This window comes from Citrobacter sp. wls717 (assembly GCF_005280955.1).
GTDB classification, from domain to species: Bacteria; Pseudomonadota; Gammaproteobacteria; order Enterobacterales; family Enterobacteriaceae; genus Citrobacter; species Citrobacter werkmanii.
This window is the reverse complement of record NZ_SZWW01000032.1, coordinates 64,401-89,049: the sequence shown is the minus strand read 5'-3', so window position 1 is coordinate 89,049 and position 24,649 is coordinate 64,401. Positions and strand designations below refer to the sequence as shown.

The following is a 24,649-nucleotide window of genomic DNA, read 5'->3' as shown; positions in this document are numbered from 1 at the left end:
ATGCGCATTTTACTGGTTGAAGATGATACGTTGATTGGGGATGGCCTTAAAACCGGTCTGAGTAAAATGGGTTTTAGCATCGACTGGTTTACCGAAGGACGTCAGGGGAAAGAAGCACTCTACAGTGCCCCGTATGATGCGGTAATCCTCGACCTGACGCTGCCAGGCATAGACGGACGGGATATCCTGCGCGAGTGGCGAGCCAACGGGAAGCAGGAACCGGTGCTGATCCTGACCGCCCGCGACGCGCTGGCAGAACGCGTTGAAGGCTTACGCCTGGGCGCGGACGACTATCTGTGTAAACCCTTCGCGTTGATTGAAGTTGCCGCCAGGCTGGAGGCGCTGGTGCGTCGTGCCAGCGGCCAGGCCAGCAACACATTACGCCATGGCGAGGTGACGCTTGATCCCGGCGCGCTGGTCGCCACGGCGGCTGGCGAACCGTTGTCTCTTAAGCCCAAAGAGTTCGCGCTGCTGGAGCTGCTTATGCGTAACAAGGGCCGCGTCCTGCCCCGCAAACTGATTGAAGAAAAACTGTATACCTGGGACGAAAACGTCTCCAGCAATGCGGTTGAAGTACACGTCCATCACTTACGCCGTAAGCTCGGCAGCGACTTTATCCGTACCGTGCATGGCATTGGCTACACCCTGGGTGACGCATGAAACTCGCACAACGTCTCAGCCTGCGCATCAGGCTAACGCTTATCTTCATGATTTTGGTTTTAGTGACCTGGCTGATTTCCAGCTTTGTCGCCTGGAAGCAAACCACCGACAACGTGAATGAGATGTTCGACACGCAGCAAATGTTGTTCGCCAAGCGTCTGGTCACGCTGGATCTTGATGAACTCAAAGCCTCTGAACGCATCGCGCATACCCCGAAAAAATTCAAACATGGTCATATTGACGACGATGTACTAACCTTTGCGGCCTACACGCCAGAAGGGAAAATGGTTCTTCACGATGGAGATAATGGCCAATACATTCCCTACAGCTATCGCCGGGAAGGTTTTGACGATGGCTATCTGAATGGCGACAACGATAAATGGCGTTTTGTCTGGCTGACTTCCGCAGATAAAAAGTATCGAATCGTTGTCGGGCAGGAATGGGAATATCGTGAAGATATGGCTTTAGCGATTGTGACAGCACAATTGGTGCCGTGGTTGGTCGCTCTGCCGCTGATGCTGTTAATCCTGATTGTGTTGTTAAGTCTTGAACTTAAGCCACTGAAGAAACTGGCGCAGGCGCTACGTTTACGCGACCCGGAATCAGAAGAACCGCTCAGTTTGAAAGGCATTCCTGGCGAGGTCCGCCCGTTGGTTGAATCACTCAACCAACTTTTCACCCGTATTCATACCACCATGGTGCGTGAACGGCGCTTTACTTCAGATGCCGCTCACGAGTTGCGTAGTCCATTGACGGCGCTGAAAGTGCAAACCGAAGTGGCGCAACTGTCTGACGATGACCCGCAGGCACGGCAAAAAGCCTTAATGCAGATGCAGGCCGGGATCGATCGCGCCACGCGTCTGGTCGATCAGTTACTGACGCTTTCGCGCCTTGACTCCCTCGACAATCTTCAGGATGTGGCGGAAATCTCGCTGGAGGAGTTGCTGCAATCTTCGGTGATGGATATCTACCATTCTGCCCAGCAGGCGCATATTGACGTACGTTTGCAGATTAACGCGCACGGCATCACATGTACCGGGCAACCGCTGTTACTCAGCCTGATGGTGCGAAATCTGCTGGATAATGCGATTCGCTATAGTCCACGGGGAAGTATTGTGGAAGTGACGCTCAACGCCCGCAATTTTAGCGTCAAAGACAATGGTCCAGGTATTGCGCCGGAAGTTCTGATGCACATTGGAGAACGCTTTTATCGCCCACCGGGGCAAAGCGTGACCGGCAGCGGTCTGGGGCTGTCAATTGTCCGTCGCATCGCGACCTTACACAGAATGTCAGCCTCGTTTGGTAATGCGCCGCAAGGCGGCTTTGAAGTTAAAATCAGTTGGTAACTGCGTTATTATTGCGCAGTCAGCAAAAGACTTTGCACATTTTGCTAATTTCACCGTACCGATCATCAGCGTAGAATCGGCCTCAAACGTTATTCTTTGAGGACACAAAATGAGCAATATCCTGATTATCAACGGTGCGAAAAAATTTGGCCATTCCAATGGGCAATTGAATGACACCCTGACCGAGGTCGCGGACGGTATCCTGCGCGACCTCGGGCATGATGTTAGAGTCGTACGCGCTGACAGCGACTATGATGTGCAAGCAGAAGTGCAGAACTTCGTCTGGGCAGACGCCGTTATCTGGCAAATGCCGGGTTGGTGGATGGGCGCGCCGTGGACGGTGAAGAAATACATTGATGACGTGTTCACTGCCGGGCACGGTACGCTGTACGCCAGCGATGGGCGCACGCGTTCAGATGCGTCAAAAAAATACGGTTCCGGCGGACTGATTCAGGGCAAAAAATACATGCTGTCTCTGACCTGGAACGCGCCGATGGAAGCCTTTACGGAAAAAGATCAGTTCTTCCATGGCGTTGGGGTTGATGGCGTTTATCTCCCATTCCATAAAGCAAACCAGTTCCTGGGAATGGAAGCGCTGCCGACCTTTATCACCAATGACGTGATTAAAATGCCGGATGTCCCGCGTTATATCGCAGAATATCGCAAGCATCTGAACGAAATTTTTGGTTAACTGGTAACCTGGAATTAGAAGGAGTTAACCATGCTTACCGTTATTGCAGAAATCCGTACACGTCCAGGTCAACATCACCGCCAGGCGGTACTGGATCAGTTCGCTAAAATCGTTCCGATCGTTTTACAGGAAGAAGGTTGCCACGGCTACACGCCGATGGTCGATCATGCTGCTGGCGTCAGTTTTCAGACTACAGCCCCGGATTCAATCGTCATGATTGAACAGTGGGAAAGCATCGCCCACCTTGAAGCGCATTTGCAGACTCCGCATATGAAAGCCTACAGCGAAGCCGTCAAAGGCGATGTGCTGGAGATGAATATTCGTATTCTGGAGCCGGGCATTTAAGTTATTGTTCTGGCCGCCGGGCCAGATAAGCGTACGCCATCGGGCATGATGACCTTGCCGGATGGCGGCACAAACCGCCTTATCCGGCCTACATACCCCTTACCCTTCGAGATCCGCCAGGTCGCCTTTCTCCTGCAACCAGTTACGACGATCTTCAGAACGCTTCTTGGCCAGCAGCATATCCATCACCGCGTTGGTGCGCTGATCGTCTTCATCATCGATGATGAGTTGCACCAGGCGACGAGTGTTCGGATCCAGCGTGGTTTCACGCAGTTGCATCGGGTTCATTTCACCCAGACCTTTAAAGCGCTGCACGTTCGGCTTGCCTTTCTTGCGCTTTAACTGCTCCAGTACGCCCGCTTTCTCTTCTTCCGTCAGCGCGTAATACACCTCTTTGCCGAGGTCGATACGGTATAACGGCGGCAGCGCCACGTACACGTGACCGTGTTTCACCAGCGTGCGGAAGTGTTTCACAAACAGTGCGCACAGCAGCGTGGCGATGTGCAGACCATCGGAGTCCGCATCCGCCAGGATACAGATCTTACCGTAACGTAACTGGCTCAGGTCGTCGCTGTCCGGATCGATACCGATCGCCACCGAAATATCGTGAACTTCCTGCGAGGCCAGCACTTCATCGGAAGAGACTTCCCAGGTATTGAGGATCTTACCTTTGAGCGGCATGATCGCCTGATACTCACGATCGCGCGCCTGTTTGGCCGATCCGCCCGCTGAGTCACCTTCGACGAGGAACAGTTCGGTGCGATTGAGATCCTGTGCGGTACAGTCCGCCAGTTTCCCCGGCAGCGCCGGACCGCTGGTCAGCTTTTTACGCACCACTTTTTTCGCCGCGCGCAGACGACGCTGGGCGCTGGAAATCGCCATCTCAGCCAGCAGTTCGGCTGACTGCACGTTCTGGTTCAGCCACAAGCTGAAGGCATCTTTCACCACCCCAGAGACAAATGCCGCGCACTGGCGCGAGGAGAGGCGCTCTTTGGTTTGCCCGGCAAACTGCGGATCCTGCATTTTCACCGACAGCACATAGGCACAGCGATCCCAGATATCTTCCGCCGACAGCTTCACGCCGCGCGGCAGGATATTGCGGTATTCGCAGAACTCGCGCATCGCATCCAGCAGGCCCTGACGCAGACCGTTAACATGCGTACCGCCCTGCATGGTTGGGATCAGGTTTACATAGCTTTCGGTCAGCAGCTCGCCGCCTTCCGGCAGCCAGAGCAGCGCCCAGTCCACAGTTTCCGTCTCACCGCTAAAATTACCGATAAACGGTTTTTCCGGCAGGGTAGGCAGGCCATTCACCGCTTCGCTCAGATAATCATTCAGACCATCCTGGTAGCACCAGCGCTGTTCGCTGTTGTTGACCTCATCTTTAAAGGTGATCTCAACACCCGGACACAATACCGCTTTGGCTTTCAGGACGTGCGTTAAGCGCGAAACGGAAAAACGCGGGCTGTCGAAGAAGGTTTCATCCGGCCAGAAGTGCACGCTGGTTCCGGTATTGCGTTTACCGCAGGTCCCGACAACCTGTAAATCCTGCACCTTATCGCCGTTCTCAAACGCGATGTTGTACACCTGCCCGTCGCGACGCACGTTTACTTCCACACGCTTCGACAGAGCGTTGACCACGGAGATACCCACCCCATGCAAGCCACCAGAGAACTGATAGTTTTTATTGGAGAACTTACCACCCGCATGTAAACGGCAGAGGATCAACTCAACCGCCGGAACACCTTCTTCAGGGTGAATGTCTACTGGCATGCCGCGGCCATCATCAATGACCTCCAGAGATTGGTCGGCATGTAAGATCACGTCCACACGTTTTGCGTGGCCCGCCAGTGCTTCATCCACACTGTTATCAATCACTTCCTGCCCAAGGTGGTTCGGACGGGTCGTATCGGTGTACATCCCAGGGCGACGGCGTACCGGCTCAAGCCCAGTGAGTACCTCAATGGCATCAGCGTTATAAGTTTGCGTCATGGTTTAAATAAGCAATTCGAATTGATCGTCAGAAACTGTGCAGTCCAAGAAAATCGACAATCTGGTTGAAATAATCTTCGAAGCCCGTGAATGCGTGGTTTCCACCCTCAGTAACTGTCTGGCGGCAGGAGGCGTAATACGCCACCGCTTGGCGGTAGTCCAACACTTCATCGCCCGTTTGTTGGAGCAACCAGATCAAATCCGGCGCTTCCAGCGGGTCAATCTGCATGACTTTAAGATCGTAAATATGGCGTGACTCTAGCACATATTGCTGCCCGGTGTAGGGGTTCTCGTTTTGACCGAGATAGTCGACCAGCAGTTCATAAGGCCGTACCGCCGGGTTCACCACCACCGCTGGCAGCATAAAACATTGTGACAGCCAGGTGGCGTAATAGCCGCCCAACGAGGAACCGACAATCCCCAGCGACTCGCCGCCATGCTCAAGAACGATCGATTCCAGCATCTCTGCGGCCTGAGCAGGATACGGCGGCAGCTGCGGTACAATCATCTCAACGTGCGGATGGTGCTCCGCCAGCCAGCTTTTCAGCAAACATGCCTTCGCCGAACGAGGAGAACTGTTAAATCCATGAAGATAAAGAAGCGTAGACATCAGTAACCTTCTGAAGCGGTATCAGGGTGAAACCGATTACCCTGCAAACGACACACCTGAGTCTGCAACGTACCGTCAGCAAATAGCTCCAGCGTACGCCAGCCGGGGCTGATGGTATCTAACGTGAAATTAGAACAATGCGGCTTAAACTGCACGCAGGTCGATGGCGTCGCCAACAGGCGGCGACCGTTCCAGTCCAGATCCAGTTCCTGATGAATATGCCCACACAGCAGATACTTCACGCGCGGATAGTTCACCAGCACGTTGTCCAGTTCGGCGGCATTGCGCAGACTGTGCTGATCGAGCCAGCTGCAGCCCGCAGGCAGAGGATGATGATGCAGAAGCAGCAAGGTATTGCGTTCAGGCGCATCAGCAAGTTTACGCTCCAGCCATTCGAGCTGAAATTCGCTTAACTCGCCGTGGGGAACGCCAAACACCTGGCTGTCCAGCAACAAGATTTGCCACTGTTCGCCAATGAAGACGCGCTTAGCCGGGGAAATGCCCGCGTCCTGCAGCGAGCTGTACATTGCAGGCTGAAAATCATGATTACCCGGGAGCCAAACGCAGGGCGCACGAAAACTTGCGATGCCCTCAGCAAAATGCTGATAAGCCGCAGCGGATTGATCCTGCGCCAAATCGCCAGTCGCGACGATCAGATCGAACTCTGGCGACTCAGCATGTATTGCATCCAGTACGGATTGATAGCTGTCCCAGGTATTCACACCCAGCAGCGTTTCATGCTTTTCGGCAAACAGGTGAGTGTCTGTAATTTGTAAGATCCTGACTCTGGCCTCACCAGCCAAAGGAAGGGTTAACAGGCTTTCCAAATGGTGTCCTTAGGTTTCACGACGCTAATAAACCGGAATCGCCATCGCTCCATGTGCTAAACAGTACCGTAACCAGTCGGCCAGAAACTGGTTAATTTGATGCTTTTCGTCGCGTTGATGCAACTTTTTATTTGGATAATCATACCGCGCTTTGAAGCGAAAGATCTGCTGACTTGAACACACTTCAGCGACCCTCGCATCATGATACAGACGCACGGTTAAGGACGGCAGGCTCCAGTAAGTCACAGCCGGTGCCGTTTGTTCGATCGCGACAAGCGTAGTGTATCGGGTCAATTCAATGATCGTTAACCGATATTGTGCGTTTGCCACCTGATAGCTCACTGTTTCGCCGGCTGCGTCATTACGTGGCAACAGGCGGCGCAATTGCGAATAATTGGTTTCGCACAGGCGCATCATTTCAGGGAAGTCAGGTGTGTAACGCTTCATTTTTTCCACTCAGTTTTTAACTCTTGATAGTGCAGCTGTAACCATTGCAAAGCGATGACAGAAGCCGCGTTGTCGATTATCCCCTCTTCTACCCATTGGTAAGCCTGTTCCCGGCTCACCACATGAACACGAATATCTTCGTTTTCATCAGCCAGACCATGAATTCCGCTCGCGGTCGTGGCGTCCACTTCACCCACCATAATCGATGAGCGTTCGCTGGTGCCTCCTGGGCTTGCCAGATAACTCAGCACCGGTTTTACGCGTTTAACGTTAAGCCCGGCTTCTTCCATCGCTTCACGGCGCGCGACATCTTCCACGCTCTCGCCTTCTTCGATCATCCCGGCCACCATTTCCAGTAGCCATGGGCTTGCGCTGGTATCAAACGCCGCGATGCGGATCTGCTCGACCAGCACAACTTCGTCCCGCTCAGGGTCAAAGGGTAGCAAGACTGCCGCGTGTCCGCGCTCAAAAATTTCGCGCTTTACCTCACCGCTCATACCGCCGTTAAACAAGCGATGGCGGAACCGATAAAGATCCAGTGAAAAAAATCCGCGGTATAGCGTTTCTCGTGCAATAATTTCTACATCATTTTTAGTGAAAGTCATTGGCAAGTTGTCTGGTTTACGCATTGTGCTGTCCTGAAACCAATAGTGTTTAAAATGTGAATTTCAAGGTCGTTTGACTGATGTTTCAACGCCCTTGTGTTAAATTGATGCAAATTAACGCCGTATGGCACGTAACGCCAACTTTTTGCAGTGGCGGATTCTGCTAGAATCAGCAAATATTTTTACAATTTGATCAGCGCTAAATACTGCTTCACAACAAGGAATGCAAATGAAGAAATTGCTCCCCATCCTTATCGGCCTGAGCCTGTCGGGGTTCAGTACTCTGAGCCAGGCAGAGAACCTGATGCAGGTTTATCAGCAAGCACGCCTGAGCAACCCGGAATTGCGTAAATCCGCCGCCGATCGCGATGCTGCATTCGAAAAAATTAACGAAGCGCGTAGCCCATTACTGCCGCAACTGGGATTAGGTGCCGATTACACCTACAGCAATGGCTACCGTGATGCAAATGGCGTCAACTCCAACGCCACCAGCGCATCTCTGCAGTTAACTCAGTCCATTTTTGATATGTCAAAATGGCGTGCCCTGACGCTGCAAGAAAAATCAGCGGGCATCCAGGACGTGACCTATCAGACCGATCAGCAAACGCTGATCCTGAATACCGCCACCGCCTATTTTAACGTACTGAACGCAATTGACGTGCTGTCTTACACCCAGGCACAGAAAGATGCGGTTTACCGTCAGTTAGATCAGACCACTCAGCGTTTTAACGTTGGCCTGGTCGCTATCACTGACGTGCAGAACGCCCGTTCACAATACGATACCGTGCTGGCAAACGAAGTTACCGCACGCAACAATCTGGATAACGCGGTGGAACAACTGCGCCAGGTGACTGGTAACTACTACCCGGAACTGGCTTCGCTGAACGTTGACGGCTTCAAAACCAACAAACCGCAGGCGGTGAACGCACTGCTGAAAGAAGCGGAAAACCGCAACCTGACCTTATTGCAGGCGCGTTTGAGCCAGGATCTGGCGCGTGAACAGATTCGCCTGGCACAGGACGGTCATTTACCGACTCTGGACCTGACCGCATCTACTGGCGTATCTGATACGTCATACAGCGGTTCCAAAACCAACACCTCCCAGTATGACGACAGCAACATGGGCCAGAACAAAATCGGCCTGAGCTTCTCGCTGCCTATCTACCAGGGCGGAATGGTTAACTCGCAGGTGAAACAGGCGCAGTACAACTTTGTTGGCGCAAGCGAACAACTGGAAAGCGCACACCGCAGCGTGGTGCAGACCGTTCGTTCTTCGTTTAACAACATTAATGCGTCCATCAGTAGCATCAACGCGTACAAACAAGCGGTTGTTTCTGCGCAAAGTTCTTTGGATGCGATGGAAGCCGGTTATTCCGTTGGTACACGTACCATCGTGGATGTATTGGATGCCACCACCACGCTGTACAACGCCAAGCAACAGCTGGCTAATGCGCGTTACACCTATCTTATCAATCAGTTAAACGTCAAATCCGCGCTCGGTACGCTGAACGAGCAGGATCTGGTGGCCCTGAACAATACGCTGGGTAAACCGGTATCCACTACCCCGGATACGATCGCCCCGCAAAACGCGCAGCAAGACGCCGCCGCGGATGGTTATACGTCCAACAGCACGACGCCAGCGGCGCAGCCGACAGCCGCACGTACAACCAGCAGCAACGGTACCAACCCGTTCCGTAATTAATGCTGATGACGGGGCTTCGGCCCCGTCTGAACGTAAGACAACGTAAAGATCCGCCCCTTCCTGCGCATTCTCGCCTCTTCCCGCTTCAATTTCGACCAGTCATCCTCTATTCTGAGCAGTATTTACCACTGGGTCCTGGAAGACATATATGAAACGGACAAAATCAATACATCACGCTTCGTTCCGCAAAAGCTGGAGCGCGCGCCATCTGACTCCTGTCGCCCTGGCAGTTACCGCTGTGTTTATGCTCGCGGGCTGTGAAAAGAGCGACGAAACGGTTTCGCTTTATCAAAACGCGGACGACTGCTCAGCAGCGAATCCGGGTAAAAGCGCCGAATGTACCACCGCGTTCAACAATGCGCTGAAAGAAGCGGAACGCACCGCGCCAAAATATGCCACTCGCGAAGACTGTATCGCTGAATTCGGCGAAGGCCAGTGCCAACAAGCACCTGCGCAAGCGGGTATGGCGCCGACCGGCGAAGGCCAGGCTCAGGCGCAGAATCAAAGCAGCGGCAGCTTCTGGATGCCGCTGATGGCAGGCTACATGATGGGCCGACTGATGGGCGGCGGAATGGGCGCTCAGCAGCCGCTGTTCAGCTCGAAAAACCCGGCCAGCCCGGCATACGGCAAATACACTGACGCCAGCGGTAAAAACTACGGCGCAGCGACGCCGGGCCGCACCATGACCGTGCCGAAAACCGCCATGGCGCCGAAACCGGCCACCACCACTACCGTCACCCGCGGCGGATTTGGCGAATCTGTGGCTAAACAGAGCACCATGCAACGTAGCGCCAGCGGTACCACTACACGTTCAATGGGCGGCTGATGGTCATGGAAAGAGTCAGTATTGTTGAGCGCCCGGACTGGCGCGATAAGGCCACCGAATACGGTTTCAACTTTCACACCATGTACGGCGAGCCGTACTGGTGTGAAGACGCGTACTATAAGCTCACGCTTGCCCAGGTTGAAAAGCTGGAAGAGGTCACCGCAGAACTGCATCAAATGTGCCTCAAAGTGGTGGAAAAGGTCATCGCCAGCGATGAGCTGATGACAAAATTCCGCATTCCGAAGCATACCTGGGGCTTTGTCCGCCAGTCCTGGCAGACACAGCAACCGTCGCTTTATTCTCGTCTGGATCTGGCCTGGGACGGCACAGGTGAACCCAAGCTGCTGGAAAACAACGCTGATACGCCAACGTCATTGTACGAAGCCGCGTTTTTCCAGTGGATCTGGCTGGAAGATCAGCTCAATGCCGGCAACCTGCCGGAAGGCAGCGATCAGTTCAACAGTCTGCAGGAAAAGCTGATCGAGCGTTTCACCGAGCTGCGTGAACAGTATGGTTTTCAACTGCTGCATCTGACCTGCTGTCGTGATACGGTCGAAGATCGCGGTACGATCCAGTACCTGCAGGATTGCGCTGCCGAGGCTGAGATCGCCACTGAATTCCTCTATGTCGAAGATATTGGCCTGGGTGAAAAAGGTCAGTTCACGGATATGCAGGATCAGGTTATTGCTAACCTGTTCAAGCTCTATCCGTGGGAATTCATGCTGCGTGAAATGTTCTCCACTAAGCTTGAAGACGCGGGCGTTCGCTGGCTGGAACCTGCCTGGAAGAGCATCATCTCCAACAAGGCGCTATTACCGCTGTTGTGGGAAATGTTCCCGAACCATCCGAACCTGTTGCCTGCTTATTTCGCCGAAGACGACTATCCGCAGATGGATAAATTCGTCGTTAAGCCAATCTTCTCGCGTGAAGGCGCTAACGTCTCCATCATCGAGAACGGGAAAACGATCGAAGCCGTGGAAGGGCCGTATGGCGAAGAAGGCATGATCGTCCAGCAGTTCCATCAGCTACCGAAATTTGGCGACAGCTATATGCTGATTGGCAGCTGGCTGATCAACGATCAACCCGCAGGCATCGGCATTCGTGAAGACAGAGCGTTGATCACTCAGGATCTCTCGCGCTTCTATCCGCATATTTTTGTCGAATAATCGTTGTGCCGGATGGCGACTCCGCTTTGCCCGGCCTACGGCATGAACCGTAGGCCCGATAAGCGCAACGCCATCGGGCATTAATTACCCTACCTGCACCGACAGCATACTCAAACTGCCCATCTCAATACCGTCAACCGGGATCGTCACCGGTTCCATACCGTCCCATGCGCCCAAAACGTACAGCAGCGGCAGATAGTGATCCGGCGTCGGGTTCGATAACGATCCACCTTCATGATCGAGGTAGTTGACCAGCGGGTGCTGTTCAACCGGTCCCTGCCATGTCAGGTTGGCCTTCACATAATCGTTGAATGAGGTCGCCCACGGGTATGGCGTGTTCTCACCGTGCCAACGCGCAGTACGCAGGTTGTGTACCACATTACCGCTGGCCACCAGCATAATGCCTTCATCACGCAACGCCGCCAGTTTGCGACCCATCTCAAAATGCCAGGCCGCGGGTTTGGTACTGTCGACACTCAGCTGCACCATCGGAATGTCCGCATTCGGATACATCTTGATCAGCACGCCCCATGAGCCGTGGTCAAAGCCCCACGCTTCCTGGTCTAAGGTCACTGGCACCGGAGCAAGCATGTCAACCAGATGCTGAGCCAGTTCCGGTGAACCCGGGGCCGGGTAATGCGTGCCATACAGCGCCTGTGGAAAACCGCCAAAATCGTGGATTGTTTTTGGCGCTTCCATCGCCGTCACACCTGTTCCACGAGTGAACCAATGCGCCGACACCACCACAATGGCTTTCGGACGCGGCAACGTTTCCCCCAGTTGCTGCCAGGCACGGGTATAAACGTTATCTTCCAGAACATTCATCGGGCTACCGTGGCCCAAAAACAATGCTGGCATACGAGCTGAAGACATGATGATATCCTTACTGAGGGAGTCATTTTGATACCATCACAATACGCTTTTTCGGTTGATGAAGAACTCAGATAACCATGATGAAGATCATCAGTTATTTTGACGATCTGGCCCGAACAGCAGATTGATAAGGAGTTAGATTTGTCGATGTCAGTACCTTTACTTCTGACTTTACTGGCAGGCGCCGCCACGTTTATTGGCGCATTTCTCGGCGTGCTGGGGCAAAAACCCTCTAACCGCGTTCTTGCCTTTTCTTTAGGTTTCGCTGCCGGAATTATGTTACTGATATCCCTAATGGAGATGCTGCCCGCTGCGCTGGCCGCTGACGGCATGTCGCCGGTGTTGGGCTACGGGATGTTTATTGTGGGCTTGCTGGGCTACTTTGGCCTCGATCGTACACTGCCGCATGCTCACCCCCAGGATCTGGTGCAAAAAACCACGCAGCCTTTACCTGGTTCCATCCGGCGTACCGCGATTTTATTGACACTCGGCATTAGCCTGCACAACTTTCCGGAAGGAATTGCGACATTTGTTACCGCCAGCAGCAACCTCGAACTGGGCTTTGGTATTGCCCTTGCCGTCGCATTACACAATATTCCTGAAGGATTAGCCGTGGCGGGTCCGGTTTATGCGGCTACGGGATCTAAACGCACCGCGATATTCTGGGCCGGGATTTCGGGCATGGCAGAAATATTGGGTGGCGTACTGGCGTGGTTAATTCTCGGTAGTCTGATTTCGCCGGTAGTGATGGCGGCGATAATGGCGGCCGTCGCAGGTATTATGGTCGCGCTGTCCGTCGATGAATTGATGCCATTGGCAAAAGAGATCGATCCCAATAATAATCCCAGCTATGGGGTATTGTGCGGAATGTCGGTGATGGGGTTAAGTCTCGTCATTCTCCAGTCCATGGGAATCGGATAATCCAGAGGGCGGATGCCACCCTGCAAGTTTAACAGCATCCGCTCATCCATAGCAGAACGCGAAGGACTATTCCTGTCCCTTAACCGTGCCGTTATCTTCGCCAGATCGACGAAAGAGTTTGTTACGCGCCTCAAGCAGCGCATCTCTGTCCTGGCGGAACGCACGACAATAACGCTTCATATGACAATAATAACCCACCGCAACGAGTGCAATTAATACAATCCAATACCAGGCAATAAACATTCTTTTACCCTTAATATTTAACATCATTAAACATTTAACGTTAAAATTTTACACTACCTTATTCCAACCTACCCCTATAGTGGCATATTCCAGAAACAAATATATGATTTCGATCATATAAATAAGCGACTAAGCTAATAGCCCAGATCGTTATAAACAATTAAACTATGTCGACAAGATCACACAACACAATAATAAACATTGTTCTTAAAATATCTCGCCAATACTATTCAAATAATAAAAATTAGATTCTGCAGAACAATAAGCCTCATCAATATTAATTGATTCATCATTAAAGCAGCATCAGCAATACTATCCTTTGCTTAATTAACATCGTAAAAACATAATATATTCAGCACCATTATATTTACAGGTAATATAAGGAGATATATCCATGTTTACGCAATACCGAAAAACACTTCTCGCTGGAACGCTTGCACTGGCATTTGGATTAACTGTGGGGAATTCGTTTGCCGCAGGTTTTCAACCCGCCCAACCCGCAGGTAAACTGGGCGCAATAGTTGTTGATCCTTATGGAAATGCCCCACTTACCGCACTGATTGAATTAGATAGTCACGTTATTTCGGATGTTAAAGTCACCGTTCATGGTAAAGGTGAAAAAGGGGTTCCGGTTACTTATACCGTTGGCAAAGAATCACTCGCCACTTACGATGGCATTCCTGTTTTTGGCCTTTATCAAAAGTACGCTAATAAAGTTACCATCGAATATAAAGAAAATGGCAAGGCGATGAAGGAAGATTACGTGGTGCAAACATCCGCCATCGTTAATCACTACATGGATAACCGTTCTCTTTCTGATTTACAGCAAACTAAAGTTATTAAGGTTGCTCCCGGCTTTGAAGACCGTCTGTATCTGGTGAATACCCATACTTTCACCGCGCAGGGCGCAGAATTCCACTGGCATGGTGAAAAAGACAAAAATGCCGGCATCCTTGATGCGGGCCCCGCAGGTGGCGCATTACCCTTTGATATCGCCCCTTTTACCTTCGTCGTCGATACGGCAGGTGAATATCGTTGGTGGTTGGATCAGGATACCTTCTATGACGGCCATGACATGGATATCAATAAGCGCGGTTACCTGATGGGCATTCGGGAAACACCGCGCGGAACCTTCACCGCCGTGCAGGGTCAGCACTGGTATGAATTCGATATGATGGGACAGATTCTGGCCGACCATAAGCTGCCGCGTGGATTCCTTGACGCATCGCATGAATCGATCGAAACGGTCAATGACACCGTACTGCTTCGCGTAGGTAAACGCGATTATCGCAAGGAAGATGGCATTCACGTGCAAACTATCCGCGACCAGATTATTGAAGTCGACAGATCCGGTCGCGTTGTTGACGTATGGGATCTGACAAAAATTCTCGACCCGATGCGTGATGCCCTGCTGGGTGCACTGGACGCAGGCGCGGTATGCGTCAACGTCGACCTCGCGCACGCAGGCCAACAGGCGAAACTGGAGCCAGATACTCCCTATGGTGATGCCCTCGGCGTTGGTGCGGGTCGTAACTGGGCTCACGTCAACTCCATTGCCTATGACGCTAAAGATGACTCTATCATTATCTCTTCCCGCCATCAGGGGGTCGTAAAAATTGGTCGAGATAAACAGGTGAAGTGGATCCTGGCGCCATCTAAAGGCTGGAATAAAGCGCTGGCAAGCAAGCTGTTAAAACCGGTAGATGCTAAAGGCAACGTGCTAAAATGTGATGAAAATGGCAAGTGTGAAAATACTGATTTCGATTTTACCTACACCCAGCACACCGCATGGCTCTCCAGCAAAGGGACATTAACCATTTTTGATAACGGCGATGGTCGTGGACTCGAACAACCCGCTTTGCCGACGATGAAATACTCCCGTTTTGTCGAATATAAAATTGATGAGAAAAAAGGAACCGTCCAACAAATTTGGGAATACGGAAAAGAGCGCGGCTATGATTTTTATAGTCCTATCACTTCAGTTATCGAATATCAAAAAGATCGCGATACCATGTTTGGCTTTGGTGGATCGATTAATTTATTTGACGTTGGACAACCGACCATTGGCAAAATCAATGAAATTGACTACAAGACAAAAGAAGTCAAAGTTGAAATTGATGTCCTTTCCGATAAACCGAACCAAACACACTACCGTGCATTACTGGTCCACCCACAACAAATGTTTAAATAATCACGTTAGATTAAGGATTAATTATGTCGTCTAAATGGATCACTTCATTATTTAAAAGCGTGGTATTAACCGCCGTACTTGCCTCATCGTTTACAGCATCGGCTTTTACCGAGGGCACTGACTATATGGTGCTGGAGAAACCGATTCCTAATGCGGATAAGACGTTAATCAAAGTATTCAGCTACGCCTGTCCGTTCTGCTACAAATACGATAAAGCCGTAACGGCTCCCGTGTCAGAAAAAGTAGCCGACGTGGTTACCTTCACACCGTTTCATCTGGAAACCAAAGGGGAATACGGCAAACAGGCCAGTGAGGTATTTGCGGTAATGATCAATAAGGATCAGGCAGCAGGAATTTCATTGTTTGACGCCAAATCTCAGTTCAAAAAAGCCAAGTTCGCCTATTACGCAGCCTACCACGACAAGAAAGAGCGCTGGTCAGACGGTAAAGATCCTGCCTCATTCATTAAGACGGGGCTGGATGCTGCGGGTATGAGTCAGGCGGATTTTGAAACCGCATTGAAGGACCCCGCCGTCCAGCAAACGCTGGAGAAATGGAAAGCGGCATATGATGTCGCCAAAATTCAGGGCGTACCGGCTTATGTCGTCAACGGCAAATACCTGATCTACACCAAAAACATCAAATCCATTGATTCTATGGCTGAGCTTGTCAGAGAGCTGGCGGCAAAATAAACAGGGACCCGGCTATGGCTTTCATTAAAGGACTGTGGCGAGACTTATGTATTGCACCGGTTGATACCCTGGTGAGATGGCAGGAACGGCGCTTTCTGTGGTTACTGATGGCTTGCGCAATGGGTGGGTTAATTATTCTGGCGCACTCTTTCTTCCAAATCTATCTCTACATGGCTCCCTGCGAACAATGTGTATACATTCGCTTTGCCATGTTCGTGATGGTTTTTGGTGGGCTAATCGCGGCGCTTAACCCCAAAAATGTTGTTCTGAAGCTCATCGGCTGCATCGCGGCATTTTACGGCAGCATCATGGGCATTAAGTTTTCCATCAAACTTAACAGCATTCATTATGCAGTACATAACCCGGACCCAGATTCACTGTTTGGCGTACAGGGATGTTCCACCGATCCGACCTTCCCGTTCAATTTGCCGCTGGCAAACTGGGCGCCAGAATGGTTTAAGCCCACAGGAGACTGCGGCTATGATGCGCCCATCGTTCCCGATGGCGTGGCGCTCAGCAGTATGCAAAAGTGGTTTGTCGATCTGTACCAACAGTCGGAAGGTTGGTATCTCCTGCCGCCGTGGCATTTTATGAATATGGCGCAGGCCTGCCTGCTGGCTTTTGGCGTATGTTTGCTGCTGTTAGTGATAATGAGCGGCGCCTGGGCAATCAAACTGGCCAGAACTAAATAGCCAGACTGCAATAACAAAAAACCGAAGCCAGAAAACTGACTTCGGTTTTTTTATCCCTGGCACGACAAGCGTGGTAGTGAGCAATTAGCTGGCTTTACGCTCATGCGCCTGACGGTAAGCCACCAGGTCTTCGATAGTGACCACAGCCATATTGTGCTTGCCGGCAAATTCGATGCACTCCGGCGCGCGCGCCATGGTGCCATCGTCATTGGTCAGTTCGCACAGCACACCGGCGGGTTTAAAGCCTGCCAGCGTCATCAGATCGATGGTGGCTTCAGTGTGACCGCCGCGAGTCAACACACCGCCTGCCTGAGCGCGCAGCGGGAAAACGTGTCCCGGGCGGTTCAGATCGGAAGGTTTTGCGCCATCCTTAATTGCCGCACGTACCGTAGTGACACGGTCTGCCGCGGAAACGCCGGTGGTCACGCCTTCTGCGGCTTCAATGGTCACGGTAAAACCGGTACCGTAAGCACTGGTGTTATTTTCCACCATCATTGGCAGATCGAGCTGTTTGCGTCGGTCTTCAGTGATGCACAGGCAAACAATACCGCTGCCGTGACGGATGGTCAGCGCCATCTGTTCAACGGTCATGGTCTCTGCCGGGAAAACCATATCGCCTTCGTTTTCACGATCTTCGTCGTCAAGCACCATTACACCGCGTCCTTCACGCAGCGCAGACAGCGCATGTTCAACACGTTCGAAAGGCGTACCAAAAGAGGAAAGTAGCGTCTGATTCATGGTAAAAAAACCTCACTAAAATTATGGTTACCAGAATCAGGGCAGTCTTAGGAGTACCGTCTAAGCGGCAAAAAAATAACGTGAGCGGGTCCATGCCCGACTGGATCGTTACTCTCTCCCATCCGGACTCTAACCGTCGGCCCCGGAATTACACCGGATCTGCTGACCTTTGAGTTTGCACCCAAAGCGCTCGCGGGCTTTCAGCATTAAGCTGATTTACCGCCGGTGGGGAATTTCGCCCCGCCCTGAGAATAAGCGGGTTAACTATAACGCTATTGATTACCTTCATCAACGCCTTTACTCGACTTAGCTTCACACAATTCTGGTTTATGCCTGCGCCCATTCGCACTACAATAAGCAGCAACACGTACCAGTTCAGGGAAACCACAATGATTGACCCGAAAAAAATTGAGCAGATTGCTCGTCAGGTTCACGAGTCGATGCCGAAAGGGATCCGGGAGTTTGGGGAAGACGTCGAGAAGAAAATTCGTCAAACGCTGCAGTCACAACTGACCCGTCTGGACCTGGTAAGCCGTGAAGAGTTTGATGTGCAGACTCAGGTTTTGCTGCGTACCCGTGAAAAGTTGGCGCTGCTTGAACAACGCCTGACTGAGCTGGAAGCGCGTGAAAAAACGGCAGACGTTAAGCCTGCCCCTGCGATCCCCTCAGTCGATCCGCAAGAGTAAAAACGACAACGGGCCGCAAGGCCCGTTTTTTGTTAGTGTTCCAGTTCGAGTTTCTTCGCCTCTGTCGCCTGCTGGCAGTACAGCGCATAACGTTTACAAAACCAGCTACGATGTTCCTCATCCATATTGCCCGTGACGGCCTGGATATCAACAGGGTGGCCCTCAGCCTGCATCCTGGCAAAACTGCGGGCCAGGAAATCGAAATTGTTCATTGAATACATGTTGCTGTGCATGAGCATACCCTCCAGTTATTGAATATCTGCTAAGGCCATATGCTTTTTCTGATTTCAGTATTTCCCTATACGCGAAATGGTTTTGTACATAATGTGCGCAAATTTATAGCCCAGGCTCACACTTTCCTATGAAACCTACGCCTCGTGCGGAGAGTGAAAAGATGCTGCAGCAAAACGCGACAATCGCCGCCTTTGAGACAGAGCGTCATCGTAAAGCTGAACCGCTGAAAAACAGTCCACAGCCTGTTGAAAAAACCACTGAAGAATAAGAAACAGAAATGCCGGATGGCAACGCTCACGCGTTTTATCCGGCCCACAACCTCGTAGGTCGAATAAGGTGTTTCCACCGCCATCCGGCAAACTTCCCGGCGATTATTTATCGCTGTCTTTTTGGATCTTTTTGATGATATTAGTCGTTGAGCAGCCGTCTTCGAAGTTCAACACCAGTACTTCACCGCCGTTCGCCCACACCTCTTTGCTGCCCGCAATATCTTCCGGCTTATAATCGCCGCCTTTTACCAGCAGATCCGGCAGGATGCCCGCAATCAGACGCTGCGGTGTATCTTCTTCAAAAGAGACCACCCAGTCGACGGCCTCCAGCGCGCCCAGTACGATCATCCGCTGTTCCAGCGGGTTGACCGGACGCGTTTCGCCTTTCAGACGTTTGGTCGAAGCATCGCTGTTTACCGCTACGATCAAGCGATCGCCCAGCTTGCGCGCGTTTGCCAGATAGGAGACGTGCCCCGCATGCAAAATGTCGAACACCCCGTTGGTCATTACCACTTTCTCACCGCGCTTGCGGGCGCTGGCAACGGCCTGTTTCAGCTCAGATTCGCTCATCACGCCAAAACCAGTATCTGCCCGACCGCGCACGGCGTTTTCCAGTTCAATGGGAGAAACGGTTGAAGTCCCCAGTTTACCTACGACAACACCGGCTGCAGCGTTAGCAAAGTAGCACGCTTCTTCCAGAGAGTTACCCGCCGCCAGCGTCGCCGCCAGCACGCCAATAACCGTATCGCCCGCGCCGGTCACGTCATACACTTCCTGCGCCTGGGTCGGCATATGCAGCGGTGCTTTACCCGGTTGCAGCAGCGTCATCCCCTGCTCGGAACGCGTGATCAGCAAAGAGGAAAGGTCGAAATCAGCAATCAATTTCATGCCGCGTTCCACCAGCTCATCTTCGCTTTTGCACTTACCAACAACCGCTTCAAACTCAGACAGATTCGGCGTCAGCAGCGTAGCGCCACGGTAGCGTTCAAAATCGGTTCCTTTCGGATCGATAAGCACCGGAACTCCGGCCTTACGCGCCAGCGCAATCATCTGCTGCACGCTTGCCAGCGCGCCTTTGGCGTAATCAGAGAGCACCAGCGCGCCGATAGAACCCAGCGCCTGATTAATACGCTCGTGCAACGGCTGCGGATCCACACCTTCAAAACCTTCTTCGAAATCCAGGCGAATCAGTTGCTGGTTACGGGAAAGTACGCGCAGTTTGGTAATCGTCGGATGGGTTGGTACGGAGACGAAATCACATTTTACGTTCACATCCGCCAGCGTTTTGCTCAGCGCACGCGCCGCGTCGTCAATACCAGTCAGGCCCACCAGACGCGAATTCGCTCCCAGGGAGGCAATGTTCATCGCCACGTTTGCTGCGCCACCGGGACGTTCTTCGATGGTATCCACTTTCACCACCGGAACCGGCGCTTCAGGCGAAATACGGCTGGTAGGACCGTACCAGTAGCGATCCAGCATCACATCACCGACAACCATGACTCCTGCACGTTCAAACTCTGGCAGCGTTACTTTCATTCCTGTCTCCTGAGAGATTCTCTGAGGGTCTTAAAATTTGCGCGCGATAATAGCACACTTCACTCGGCAACCAGCCACTTCTGCCAGCTGTCGCGCACCAGCGTACGTTCAGCCTCAAAGCACTCTGGCGCTACATGGCCCGGAAGCTCCTGCAAGGCAAGATGGTGAAGTTCATCACGCAGCGTCGTATAAGCATGGGTAAGCGCCAGCGCCTCCTGCTCTTCCATAATGTCATTTTGCGCCAGTAATTCCAGAATGCGCACGTTATCCGACCAACGCGTCAGCTTCGGTTTTTCATGGGCATAGCGCAGCACCAGGTATTGCGTAATGAACTCAATATCGGTAATGCCGCCTTCGTCCGCTTTGATATCAAAACGATCGCGATGCTTATTGCCCAAATGAGCACGCATTTTCTCACGCATTTCGCGCACCTCGGTTTGCAAGGTTTTTCCGTCGCGGACGAGGGTCATGATATCGCGACGCACCGCGTCAAACTGAGAGGTCAACTGGGGGTCACCGTATACTACGCGCGCGCGCACCAGCGCCTGATGTTCCCATGTCCAGGCTTCGTTACGCTGGTAATCGGCGAAAGCATCCGCTGATGTTACCAGCATCCCCGCCGCACCGGACGGACGCAGCCGCGCATCCACTTCATACAAAATACCGGAGGAGGTACGGGTACTGAAAAGGTGCATAATGCGCTGCGCAAGACGCAGATAGAACTGTCGCCCGTCAATCTCACGTTCGCCGTCCGTCATTACATCCATCGGGCAATCGTGCAGGAAGATCAGATCGAGATCCGAGCTGTAACCCAACTCCCAGCCGCCCAGCTTGCCATAGCCGACCACGGCAAAACCGCGTCCCTCGCGATCGCCAAGATGGGTGGGTTGCCCGTAGCGAGCGACCATCTGCGTCCACGCCTGCTGTACTACCGCATCAATCATAGCTTCCGCCAGCCAGGTTAAGTGATCGCTCACCTTCATCACCGGCAACGTACCGGCGATATCAGCCGCGGCAATACGTAGCAGCTGGGTTTGCTTAAACTGGCGCAGCGCTTCCAGTTGTTGCTCTTCGTCATCTTCCGGCACGCGCAGTAAATACTGGCGCAGCTCATCACGGTAGGCATCTGTCGCCGTGGGTTGATACAGCGTGTTCGGATCCAACAGCTCGTCGAGCAACAGCGGATAGCGCGCCAGCTGGCTGGCGACCATCGGCGAGGCGGCACAGAGTGAAATCAGGTGCTTAAGCGCGCCGGGAAATTCGCTCAGCAGCTCCAGATAGGTTGTACGGGTGACAATGCCCACCAGCAGCGGCGTAATGCGCGATAGCGGAACTGAGGCGTCGTCACGCGAACAGACATCGCTCAGCAGATGCGGCATTAGATGATCCAGCACCTGGCGTCCGCGTGGGCCAATGGTGCGTTTATCCAGCTCTTTGCGGAAATCCGCGATCAGCGACAGGACGCGTCGCCGATCGTCATCCGCCAGATGCGTCAGCACCGGCGTGGTGTCATCTTCCTGTAAGGCGTCCTGCCACAGTTCGCGCCACTGTTCTGACAGCGACTCCTCCTGAGTTTCGGCTTCGTCATCGCCAATCAGCTCGTTAAATACCCGTCGCACATTGTGCATATGGCTCGCCAGCACATCGGTCAACTGCTGCCAGTTATCAACGTTCATTCCCCACGCCAGCCGCGCACGATTCAGTTCATCACCCGGCAGCGTCTGGGTCTGTTCATCATTGATACTTTGCAGCAGGTTTTCCAGACGGCGTAAATAGAGATAGGCGGCGCGCAGTTGCTCCGCATCGGTGTCTGGCAACAGGTTTAACGCCTTGATGGCGCTCAGCGTCGGTAACAGTGAGCGGGATTGCAGCGACGGCTCGCGTCCGCCGCGAATAAGCTGGAATACCTGCACGATAAATTCGATTTCACGAATACCGCCCGCCCCCAGCTTAATGTTGTCCTTCAGTCCGCGACGGCGCACTTCACGGGCAATCATCCCTTTCATGTTACGCAGAGACTGGATCACGCTGAAATCGATATAACGACGGAAGACAAACGGTCGCAGCATGGCGCGGAGTTCATTGACGTAAGTGCCATCGGCATCGCCCATAATGCGGGCTTTGACCATTGCATAACGTTCCCAGTCGCGGCCTTGTTCCTGGTAATAATCCTCCAGCGCGGAGAAGCTCAGCACCAGTGGACCACTGTCGCCAAATGGGCGTAGACGCATGTCCACCCGATAAACAAAGCCATCCATTGTGGGCTGATCCAGGACCTTGATGAGCCGCTGGCCCATACGGGTAAAGAACTGCGCGTTATCCAGCTCGCGTCGCCCGCCCTGCGTACTGCCGTGCTCCGGCCAGGCAAAAATCAGGTCGATATCGGAGGAAAAATTCAGCTCGCCGCCGCCCAGTTTCCCCATGCCTAAAATCAGCAGCGGTTGCGCAACACCTTCAGGATTACAAGGCGTTCCCCATTCTCGACAGCAGGCGGCGTATAACCAGTCACGCGCGGCAACGATCAGCGTTTCAGCCAGATGGCTTAGCTGCTGCAAGATACTCTCTTCCGTCACCAGCGACAGCGTCTGCGCCCACGCGATACGCACCATAATGCGACGGCGAAACAGGCGTAGCTCACGCATCAGCGTGTTTTCATCGCTGACGTCGGTCAACGCCTGCTGTAACCAGGCGGCATAATGTCGCCATTCGTCCGCCTGAGGCGCTGCGCTTTCCAGCTCGACCAGCCATTCAGGATGGGCAATAAGGCTGTCGCGAACAAAATCACTGAATGTAAGCACTGACTTCGCCTGCACGCTAAGCGAGGACTCAGATATTGCTGTTGGCAGCCGCTCAACAACGGTCGGCCAGTACTGCTGTAACGGTGAAGAGAGCTGCTTCATTTATGAGTTATCCTTTGAATAGCGCCAGATGGCGGCCTCAGTCCTGATTATCGTTTTCCGCTGTGCAGCCAGAACGGTTCCAGCGCGATTGCCTCATTACGGAAGTGTTCGATTTCTATATATTGGTTGGCCGCAATGGCGTGTCGCAGGCCCTGCCAGTTGGCGATCCATTCCGAGGCGACATTTTCGTCATAATATCCCGCCAGCATCAGCATGCTATCAATGTTGCGCGTCAGGCGTGGAAGCTGATCGGCATAGCGATCGCCCAGCGGCTGAGCAAAAGCGGTTTTCAGTTCGGCGGCATGGCGCGAGAGATGAATATCTGAGAAACGCTTAAAGGAGTCGGCAATTTTACCCTGCGCCTTCGCATCAAGGAACGGCTGCCATCCTTTGGTTACCAGCCATTCGGTCAGCGCCAGTTTTGCCATCGCCGTTTGTGTGCTGTAAACCGCCGAAACGGCAGAAACGTCCGACGCCATGATTGCTTCCGACTGGGTCAGCAAATCACGTAAGTGAGCGCTCGCTTTTCGTGGCACATTACCGCCAAACAGCATCAGAATGTGGCGCACCAGGTCCATTGCCGCCAGTACCTCGGATTTCGCCCCCTTGACGCCGCGTACCCACAGCTCTTCATGGTACTGCCACTGGGATAATGCCAGCTCCAGCGCCGCTTCCAGACCTTGCTCGATGCTCGCCTTCGCCGGAACCCGCAAAATGCGCGTCGGTTTGAGTTCACGCGGCGCATTCCCCTGAGCCAAATGATAGCCACGCGCCGCTTTGCTCAGGCTGCCCTGACGTAAACCGGTTTGCGAAACCAGCTGATTTGCCAGCTTCAATACCGCACGGGTATCGCCGCTTAGCAGTTCCAGTTCAAGCTCACAGATAGGCTCAGCAAACTCGCCCGCTTTCACTTCCCCAAGGTCGAGGGCTATCTCAATCCGGCTACCGTCAACATCAAGGCACCATTTTTCACGGTAAAAATCGGTGCTAAACAGCGGCTGCACCTGAGAAGCGAGTTCCGTGGGTAGCTTGCCATCAGGCCAGACTTCAGCGGGAAACAGGGCGAGATCCAGCTCAGGCGTGCTCAGCGCAACGTTATATTCTGGTCGCTGATGCAGACCGCCCGTTACCCGTCCGGCAATTTTCATGGTCATTTCATAATGACCGTTTTCCCCGCGAATACGCAGGCCCATATCGTGACCACGCAACCAGGCATCCGGCGTTTCGTAGTAGATATTCAGCAACTGGCTGGGCGCGTGATGCTCTCCTCCCAGCGTATTCAAACGCTCACGTAGCGCATCTACAGCATCACTATTGACGATAAATTTTAATTCGATTTCCTGGGCCATGGTCTTGTACTTATGGGTTATGTCACAGTTGAGAAAACTGACTGCGAACTAAGTTCGTTCTTAATGGTCAAGTAGATAGTATTTTGCGCCAAATTGCCATGCAACGAG

General features: G+C 52.7%; 25 protein-coding genes and 1 riboswitch. Of the genes, 13 read left to right on the top strand and 12 right to left on the bottom strand.

Going from position 1 to position 24,649, the window contains the following annotated elements:
• The 4 genes from qseB to FDX09_RS17425 all read left to right on the top strand — a co-directional run bounded on the left by qseB (nucleotide 1) and on the right by FDX09_RS17425 (nucleotide 3,042).
• Entirely contained in the window at nucleotides 1–660 is a 660-nt protein-coding gene (qseB, locus tag FDX09_RS17440; RefSeq protein WP_032940770.1) for a quorum sensing response regulator transcription factor QseB, read from the top strand.
• Nucleotides 657–2,006 carry a quorum sensing histidine kinase QseC gene (gene qseC / locus FDX09_RS17435; protein WP_137347618.1) on the top strand — a complete coding sequence of 450 codons (1,350 nt, stop codon included), beginning with the start codon at nucleotides 657–659 and terminating at the stop codon, nucleotides 2,004–2,006. The genes qseB and qseC overlap by 4 nt, the downstream gene beginning before the upstream one ends.
• A 109-nt stretch (nucleotides 2,007–2,115) precedes the next feature.
• Nucleotides 2,116–2,697, top strand: coding sequence for an NAD(P)H-dependent oxidoreductase (locus tag FDX09_RS17430; RefSeq protein ID WP_006688047.1), 582 nt, complete (start codon nucleotides 2,116–2,118; stop codon nucleotides 2,695–2,697).
• Between the two features lie 30 nt (nucleotides 2,698–2,727).
• Nucleotides 2,728–3,042: a putative quinol monooxygenase gene (locus FDX09_RS17425; RefSeq protein WP_137347617.1), complete on the top strand. Its 315-nt coding sequence runs from the start codon at nucleotides 2,728–2,730 to the stop codon at nucleotides 3,040–3,042.
• A 99-nt stretch (nucleotides 3,043–3,141) separates the two neighbouring features.
• Here FDX09_RS17425 and parE read toward each other — a convergent pair whose 3' ends face one another.
• The 5 genes from parE to nudF are packed head-to-tail and all read right to left on the bottom strand — an operon-like array spanning nucleotide 3,142 to nucleotide 7,547.
• A complete protein-coding gene (gene parE, locus FDX09_RS17420) occupies nucleotides 3,142–5,034 on the bottom strand; it encodes a DNA topoisomerase IV subunit B (RefSeq protein ID WP_005123094.1) in 1,893 nt (630 codons plus the stop codon).
• A 28-nt stretch (nucleotides 5,035–5,062) separates the two neighbouring features.
• Entirely contained in the window at nucleotides 5,063–5,644 is a 582-nt protein-coding gene (gene yqiA, locus FDX09_RS17415; protein ID WP_038633915.1) for an esterase YqiA, read from the bottom strand.
• A complete protein-coding gene (gene cpdA, locus FDX09_RS17410) occupies nucleotides 5,644–6,471 on the bottom strand; it encodes a 3',5'-cyclic-AMP phosphodiesterase (protein WP_069324348.1) in 828 nt (275 codons plus the stop codon). Before cpdA ends, yqiA begins: the two co-directional genes overlap by 1 nt.
• 24 nt (nucleotides 6,472–6,495) lie before the next feature.
• Nucleotides 6,496–6,918: a DUF1249 family protein gene (locus tag FDX09_RS17405; protein ID WP_137347616.1), complete on the bottom strand. Its 423-nt coding sequence runs from the start codon at nucleotides 6,916–6,918 to the stop codon at nucleotides 6,496–6,498.
• Nucleotides 6,915–7,547 carry an ADP-ribose diphosphatase gene (gene nudF, locus FDX09_RS17400; RefSeq protein ID WP_038633920.1) on the bottom strand — a complete coding sequence of 211 codons (633 nt, stop codon included), beginning with the start codon at nucleotides 7,545–7,547 and terminating at the stop codon, nucleotides 6,915–6,917. The genes FDX09_RS17405 and nudF overlap by 4 nt, the downstream gene beginning before the upstream one ends.
• Before the next feature lie 199 nt (nucleotides 7,548–7,746).
• Between nudF and tolC the strand changes: the two genes are divergently transcribed.
• The 3 genes from tolC (at nucleotide 7,747) to FDX09_RS17385 (ending at nucleotide 11,217) form a co-directional block, all read left to right on the top strand.
• Nucleotides 7,747–9,225, top strand: coding sequence for an outer membrane channel protein TolC (gene tolC / locus FDX09_RS17395; protein WP_110496816.1), 1,479 nt, complete (start codon nucleotides 7,747–7,749; stop codon nucleotides 9,223–9,225).
• 148 nt (nucleotides 9,226–9,373) lie between these two features.
• Nucleotides 9,374–10,051 (top strand): DUF1190 family protein, encoded by a 678-nt coding sequence (locus FDX09_RS17390; RefSeq protein WP_006688037.1) that lies wholly within the window; start codon nucleotides 9,374–9,376, stop codon nucleotides 10,049–10,051.
• A 5-nt stretch (nucleotides 10,052–10,056) separates the two neighbouring features.
• Nucleotides 10,057–11,217: a glutathionylspermidine synthase family protein gene (locus tag FDX09_RS17385; protein ID WP_038642878.1), complete on the top strand. Its 1,161-nt coding sequence runs from the start codon at nucleotides 10,057–10,059 to the stop codon at nucleotides 11,215–11,217.
• A gap of 84 nt (nucleotides 11,218–11,301) precedes the next feature.
• Here the strand turns inward: FDX09_RS17385 and ygiD are convergent, their stop codons facing one another.
• Complete coding sequence (gene ygiD / locus FDX09_RS17380) at nucleotides 11,302–12,090, bottom strand: 4,5-DOPA dioxygenase extradiol (RefSeq protein WP_137347615.1); 789 nt, start codon at nucleotides 12,088–12,090, stop codon at nucleotides 11,302–11,304.
• Between the two features lie 147 nt (nucleotides 12,091–12,237).
• Here ygiD and zupT point away from each other — a divergent pair, with 147 nt between their 5' ends.
• Nucleotides 12,238–13,011, top strand: a complete 774-nt coding sequence (gene zupT / locus FDX09_RS17375) for a zinc transporter ZupT (protein WP_137347614.1) — start codon at nucleotides 12,238–12,240, stop codon at nucleotides 13,009–13,011.
• A gap of 66 nt (nucleotides 13,012–13,077) precedes the next feature.
• Here zupT and FDX09_RS23730 read toward each other — a convergent pair whose 3' ends face one another.
• Nucleotides 13,078–13,254: a hypothetical protein gene (locus tag FDX09_RS23730; protein WP_069324349.1), complete on the bottom strand. Its 177-nt coding sequence runs from the start codon at nucleotides 13,252–13,254 to the stop codon at nucleotides 13,078–13,080.
• 394 nt (nucleotides 13,255–13,648) lie between these two features.
• Between FDX09_RS23730 and FDX09_RS17370 the strand changes: the two genes are divergently transcribed.
• Genes FDX09_RS17370 through dsbI form a run of 3 tightly spaced genes read left to right on the top strand, consistent with a single transcriptional unit; the run spans nucleotide 13,649 to nucleotide 16,829 of the window.
• Nucleotides 13,649–15,445 carry an aryl-sulfate sulfotransferase gene (locus FDX09_RS17370; protein WP_137347613.1) on the top strand — a complete coding sequence of 599 codons (1,797 nt, stop codon included), beginning with the start codon at nucleotides 13,649–13,651 and terminating at the stop codon, nucleotides 15,443–15,445.
• A 23-nt stretch (nucleotides 15,446–15,468) separates the two neighbouring features.
• A complete protein-coding gene (locus FDX09_RS17365; protein WP_137347612.1) occupies nucleotides 15,469–16,137 on the top strand; it encodes a thiol:disulfide interchange protein DsbA/DsbL in 669 nt (222 codons plus the stop codon).
• Between the two features lie 14 nt (nucleotides 16,138–16,151).
• Complete coding sequence (dsbI, locus tag FDX09_RS17360; RefSeq protein WP_085048722.1) at nucleotides 16,152–16,829, top strand: protein-disulfide oxidoreductase DsbI; 678 nt, start codon at nucleotides 16,152–16,154, stop codon at nucleotides 16,827–16,829.
• A gap of 84 nt (nucleotides 16,830–16,913) precedes the next feature.
• Here the strand turns inward: dsbI and ribB are convergent, their stop codons facing one another.
• Nucleotides 16,914–17,567 carry a 3,4-dihydroxy-2-butanone-4-phosphate synthase gene (gene ribB, locus FDX09_RS17355; protein WP_038633931.1) on the bottom strand — a complete coding sequence of 218 codons (654 nt, stop codon included), beginning with the start codon at nucleotides 17,565–17,567 and terminating at the stop codon, nucleotides 16,914–16,916.
• A 106-nt stretch (nucleotides 17,568–17,673) separates the two neighbouring features.
• Nucleotides 17,674–17,824, bottom strand: a riboswitch (FMN riboswitch).
• A 132-nt stretch (nucleotides 17,825–17,956) separates the two neighbouring features.
• Here ribB and ubiK point away from each other — a divergent pair.
• Nucleotides 17,957–18,253 carry a ubiquinone biosynthesis accessory factor UbiK gene (gene ubiK / locus FDX09_RS17350; protein WP_085048721.1) on the top strand — a complete coding sequence of 99 codons (297 nt, stop codon included), beginning with the start codon at nucleotides 17,957–17,959 and terminating at the stop codon, nucleotides 18,251–18,253.
• Between the two features lie 32 nt (nucleotides 18,254–18,285).
• Here the strand turns inward: ubiK and glgS are convergent, their stop codons facing one another.
• Nucleotides 18,286–18,492: a cell surface composition regulator GlgS gene (gene glgS, locus FDX09_RS17345; RefSeq protein WP_087856824.1), complete on the bottom strand. Its 207-nt coding sequence runs from the start codon at nucleotides 18,490–18,492 to the stop codon at nucleotides 18,286–18,288.
• A gap of 122 nt (nucleotides 18,493–18,614) precedes the next feature.
• Between glgS and FDX09_RS23725 the strand changes: the two genes are divergently transcribed.
• Nucleotides 18,615–18,755, top strand: coding sequence for a hypothetical protein (locus FDX09_RS23725; protein ID WP_159121568.1), 141 nt, complete (start codon nucleotides 18,615–18,617; stop codon nucleotides 18,753–18,755).
• A 103-nt stretch (nucleotides 18,756–18,858) separates the two neighbouring features.
• Here FDX09_RS23725 and hldE read toward each other — a convergent pair whose 3' ends face one another.
• From hldE to FDX09_RS17330, 3 genes are read right to left on the bottom strand one after another with little or no spacing between them, the layout of a single operon-like run.
• Nucleotides 18,859–20,292 carry a bifunctional D-glycero-beta-D-manno-heptose-7-phosphate kinase/D-glycero-beta-D-manno-heptose 1-phosphate adenylyltransferase HldE gene (gene hldE, locus FDX09_RS17340; protein WP_038633941.1) on the bottom strand — a complete coding sequence of 478 codons (1,434 nt, stop codon included), beginning with the start codon at nucleotides 20,290–20,292 and terminating at the stop codon, nucleotides 18,859–18,861.
• Nucleotides 20,293–20,351: 59 nt separating this feature from the next.
• The gene (glnE, locus tag FDX09_RS17335; RefSeq protein WP_137347611.1) at nucleotides 20,352–23,192 is read right to left on the bottom strand and encodes a bifunctional [glutamate--ammonia ligase]-adenylyl-L-tyrosine phosphorylase/[glutamate--ammonia-ligase] adenylyltransferase; all 2,841 of its coding nucleotides are present in this window, start codon (nucleotides 23,190–23,192) and stop codon (nucleotides 20,352–20,354) included.
• Between the two features lie 47 nt (nucleotides 23,193–23,239).
• Nucleotides 23,240–24,541, bottom strand: coding sequence for an inorganic triphosphatase (locus FDX09_RS17330; protein WP_038633946.1), 1,302 nt, complete (start codon nucleotides 24,539–24,541; stop codon nucleotides 23,240–23,242).
• Between the last annotated feature and the right edge of the window lie 108 nt (nucleotides 24,542–24,649).

What these genes read in the sequence shown, in the direction of transcription:
- qseB (WP_032940770.1), top strand. Translation starts at nt 1, where the DNA reads ATGCGCATTTTACTGGTTGAAGATGATACGTTGATTGGGGATGGCCTT.
- qseC (WP_137347618.1), top strand. Translation starts at nt 657, where the DNA reads ATGAAACTCGCACAACGTCTCAGCCTGCGCATCAGGCTAACGCTTATC.
- FDX09_RS17430 (WP_006688047.1), top strand. Translation starts at nt 2,116, where the DNA reads ATGAGCAATATCCTGATTATCAACGGTGCGAAAAAATTTGGCCATTCC.
- FDX09_RS17425 (WP_137347617.1), top strand. Translation starts at nt 2,728, where the DNA reads ATGCTTACCGTTATTGCAGAAATCCGTACACGTCCAGGTCAACATCAC.
- parE (WP_005123094.1), bottom strand. Translation starts at nt 5,034, where the DNA reads ATGACGCAAACTTATAACGCTGATGCCATTGAGGTACTCACTGGGCTT.
- yqiA (WP_038633915.1), bottom strand. Translation starts at nt 5,644, where the DNA reads ATGTCTACGCTTCTTTATCTTCATGGATTTAACAGTTCTCCTCGTTCG.
- FDX09_RS17405 (WP_137347616.1), bottom strand. Translation starts at nt 6,918, where the DNA reads ATGAAGCGTTACACACCTGACTTCCCTGAAATGATGCGCCTGTGCGAA.
- nudF (WP_038633920.1), bottom strand. Translation starts at nt 7,547, where the DNA reads ATGCGTAAACCAGACAACTTGCCAATGACTTTCACTAAAAATGATGTA.
- tolC (WP_110496816.1), top strand. Translation starts at nt 7,747, where the DNA reads ATGCAAATGAAGAAATTGCTCCCCATCCTTATCGGCCTGAGCCTGTCG.
- FDX09_RS17390 (WP_006688037.1), top strand. Translation starts at nt 9,374, where the DNA reads ATGAAACGGACAAAATCAATACATCACGCTTCGTTCCGCAAAAGCTGG.
- FDX09_RS17385 (WP_038642878.1), top strand. Translation starts at nt 10,057, where the DNA reads ATGGAAAGAGTCAGTATTGTTGAGCGCCCGGACTGGCGCGATAAGGCC.
- ygiD (WP_137347615.1), bottom strand. Translation starts at nt 12,090, where the DNA reads ATGTCTTCAGCTCGTATGCCAGCATTGTTTTTGGGCCACGGTAGCCCG.
- zupT (WP_137347614.1), top strand. Translation starts at nt 12,238, where the DNA reads ATGTCAGTACCTTTACTTCTGACTTTACTGGCAGGCGCCGCCACGTTT.
- FDX09_RS23730 (WP_069324349.1), bottom strand. Translation starts at nt 13,254, where the DNA reads ATGTTTATTGCCTGGTATTGGATTGTATTAATTGCACTCGTTGCGGTG.
- FDX09_RS17370 (WP_137347613.1), top strand. Translation starts at nt 13,649, where the DNA reads ATGTTTACGCAATACCGAAAAACACTTCTCGCTGGAACGCTTGCACTG.
- FDX09_RS17365 (WP_137347612.1), top strand. Translation starts at nt 15,469, where the DNA reads ATGTCGTCTAAATGGATCACTTCATTATTTAAAAGCGTGGTATTAACC.
- dsbI (WP_085048722.1), top strand. Translation starts at nt 16,152, where the DNA reads ATGGCTTTCATTAAAGGACTGTGGCGAGACTTATGTATTGCACCGGTT.
- ribB (WP_038633931.1), bottom strand. Translation starts at nt 17,567, where the DNA reads ATGAATCAGACGCTACTTTCCTCTTTTGGTACGCCTTTCGAACGTGTT.
- ubiK (WP_085048721.1), top strand. Translation starts at nt 17,957, where the DNA reads ATGATTGACCCGAAAAAAATTGAGCAGATTGCTCGTCAGGTTCACGAG.
- glgS (WP_087856824.1), bottom strand. Translation starts at nt 18,492, where the DNA reads ATGCTCATGCACAGCAACATGTATTCAATGAACAATTTCGATTTCCTG.
- FDX09_RS23725 (WP_159121568.1), top strand. Translation starts at nt 18,615, where the DNA reads ATGAAACCTACGCCTCGTGCGGAGAGTGAAAAGATGCTGCAGCAAAAC.
- hldE (WP_038633941.1), bottom strand. Translation starts at nt 20,292, where the DNA reads ATGAAAGTAACGCTGCCAGAGTTTGAACGTGCAGGAGTCATGGTTGTC.
- glnE (WP_137347611.1), bottom strand. Translation starts at nt 23,192, where the DNA reads ATGAAGCAGCTCTCTTCACCGTTACAGCAGTACTGGCCGACCGTTGTT.
- FDX09_RS17330 (WP_038633946.1), bottom strand. Translation starts at nt 24,541, where the DNA reads ATGGCCCAGGAAATCGAATTAAAATTTATCGTCAATAGTGATGCTGTA.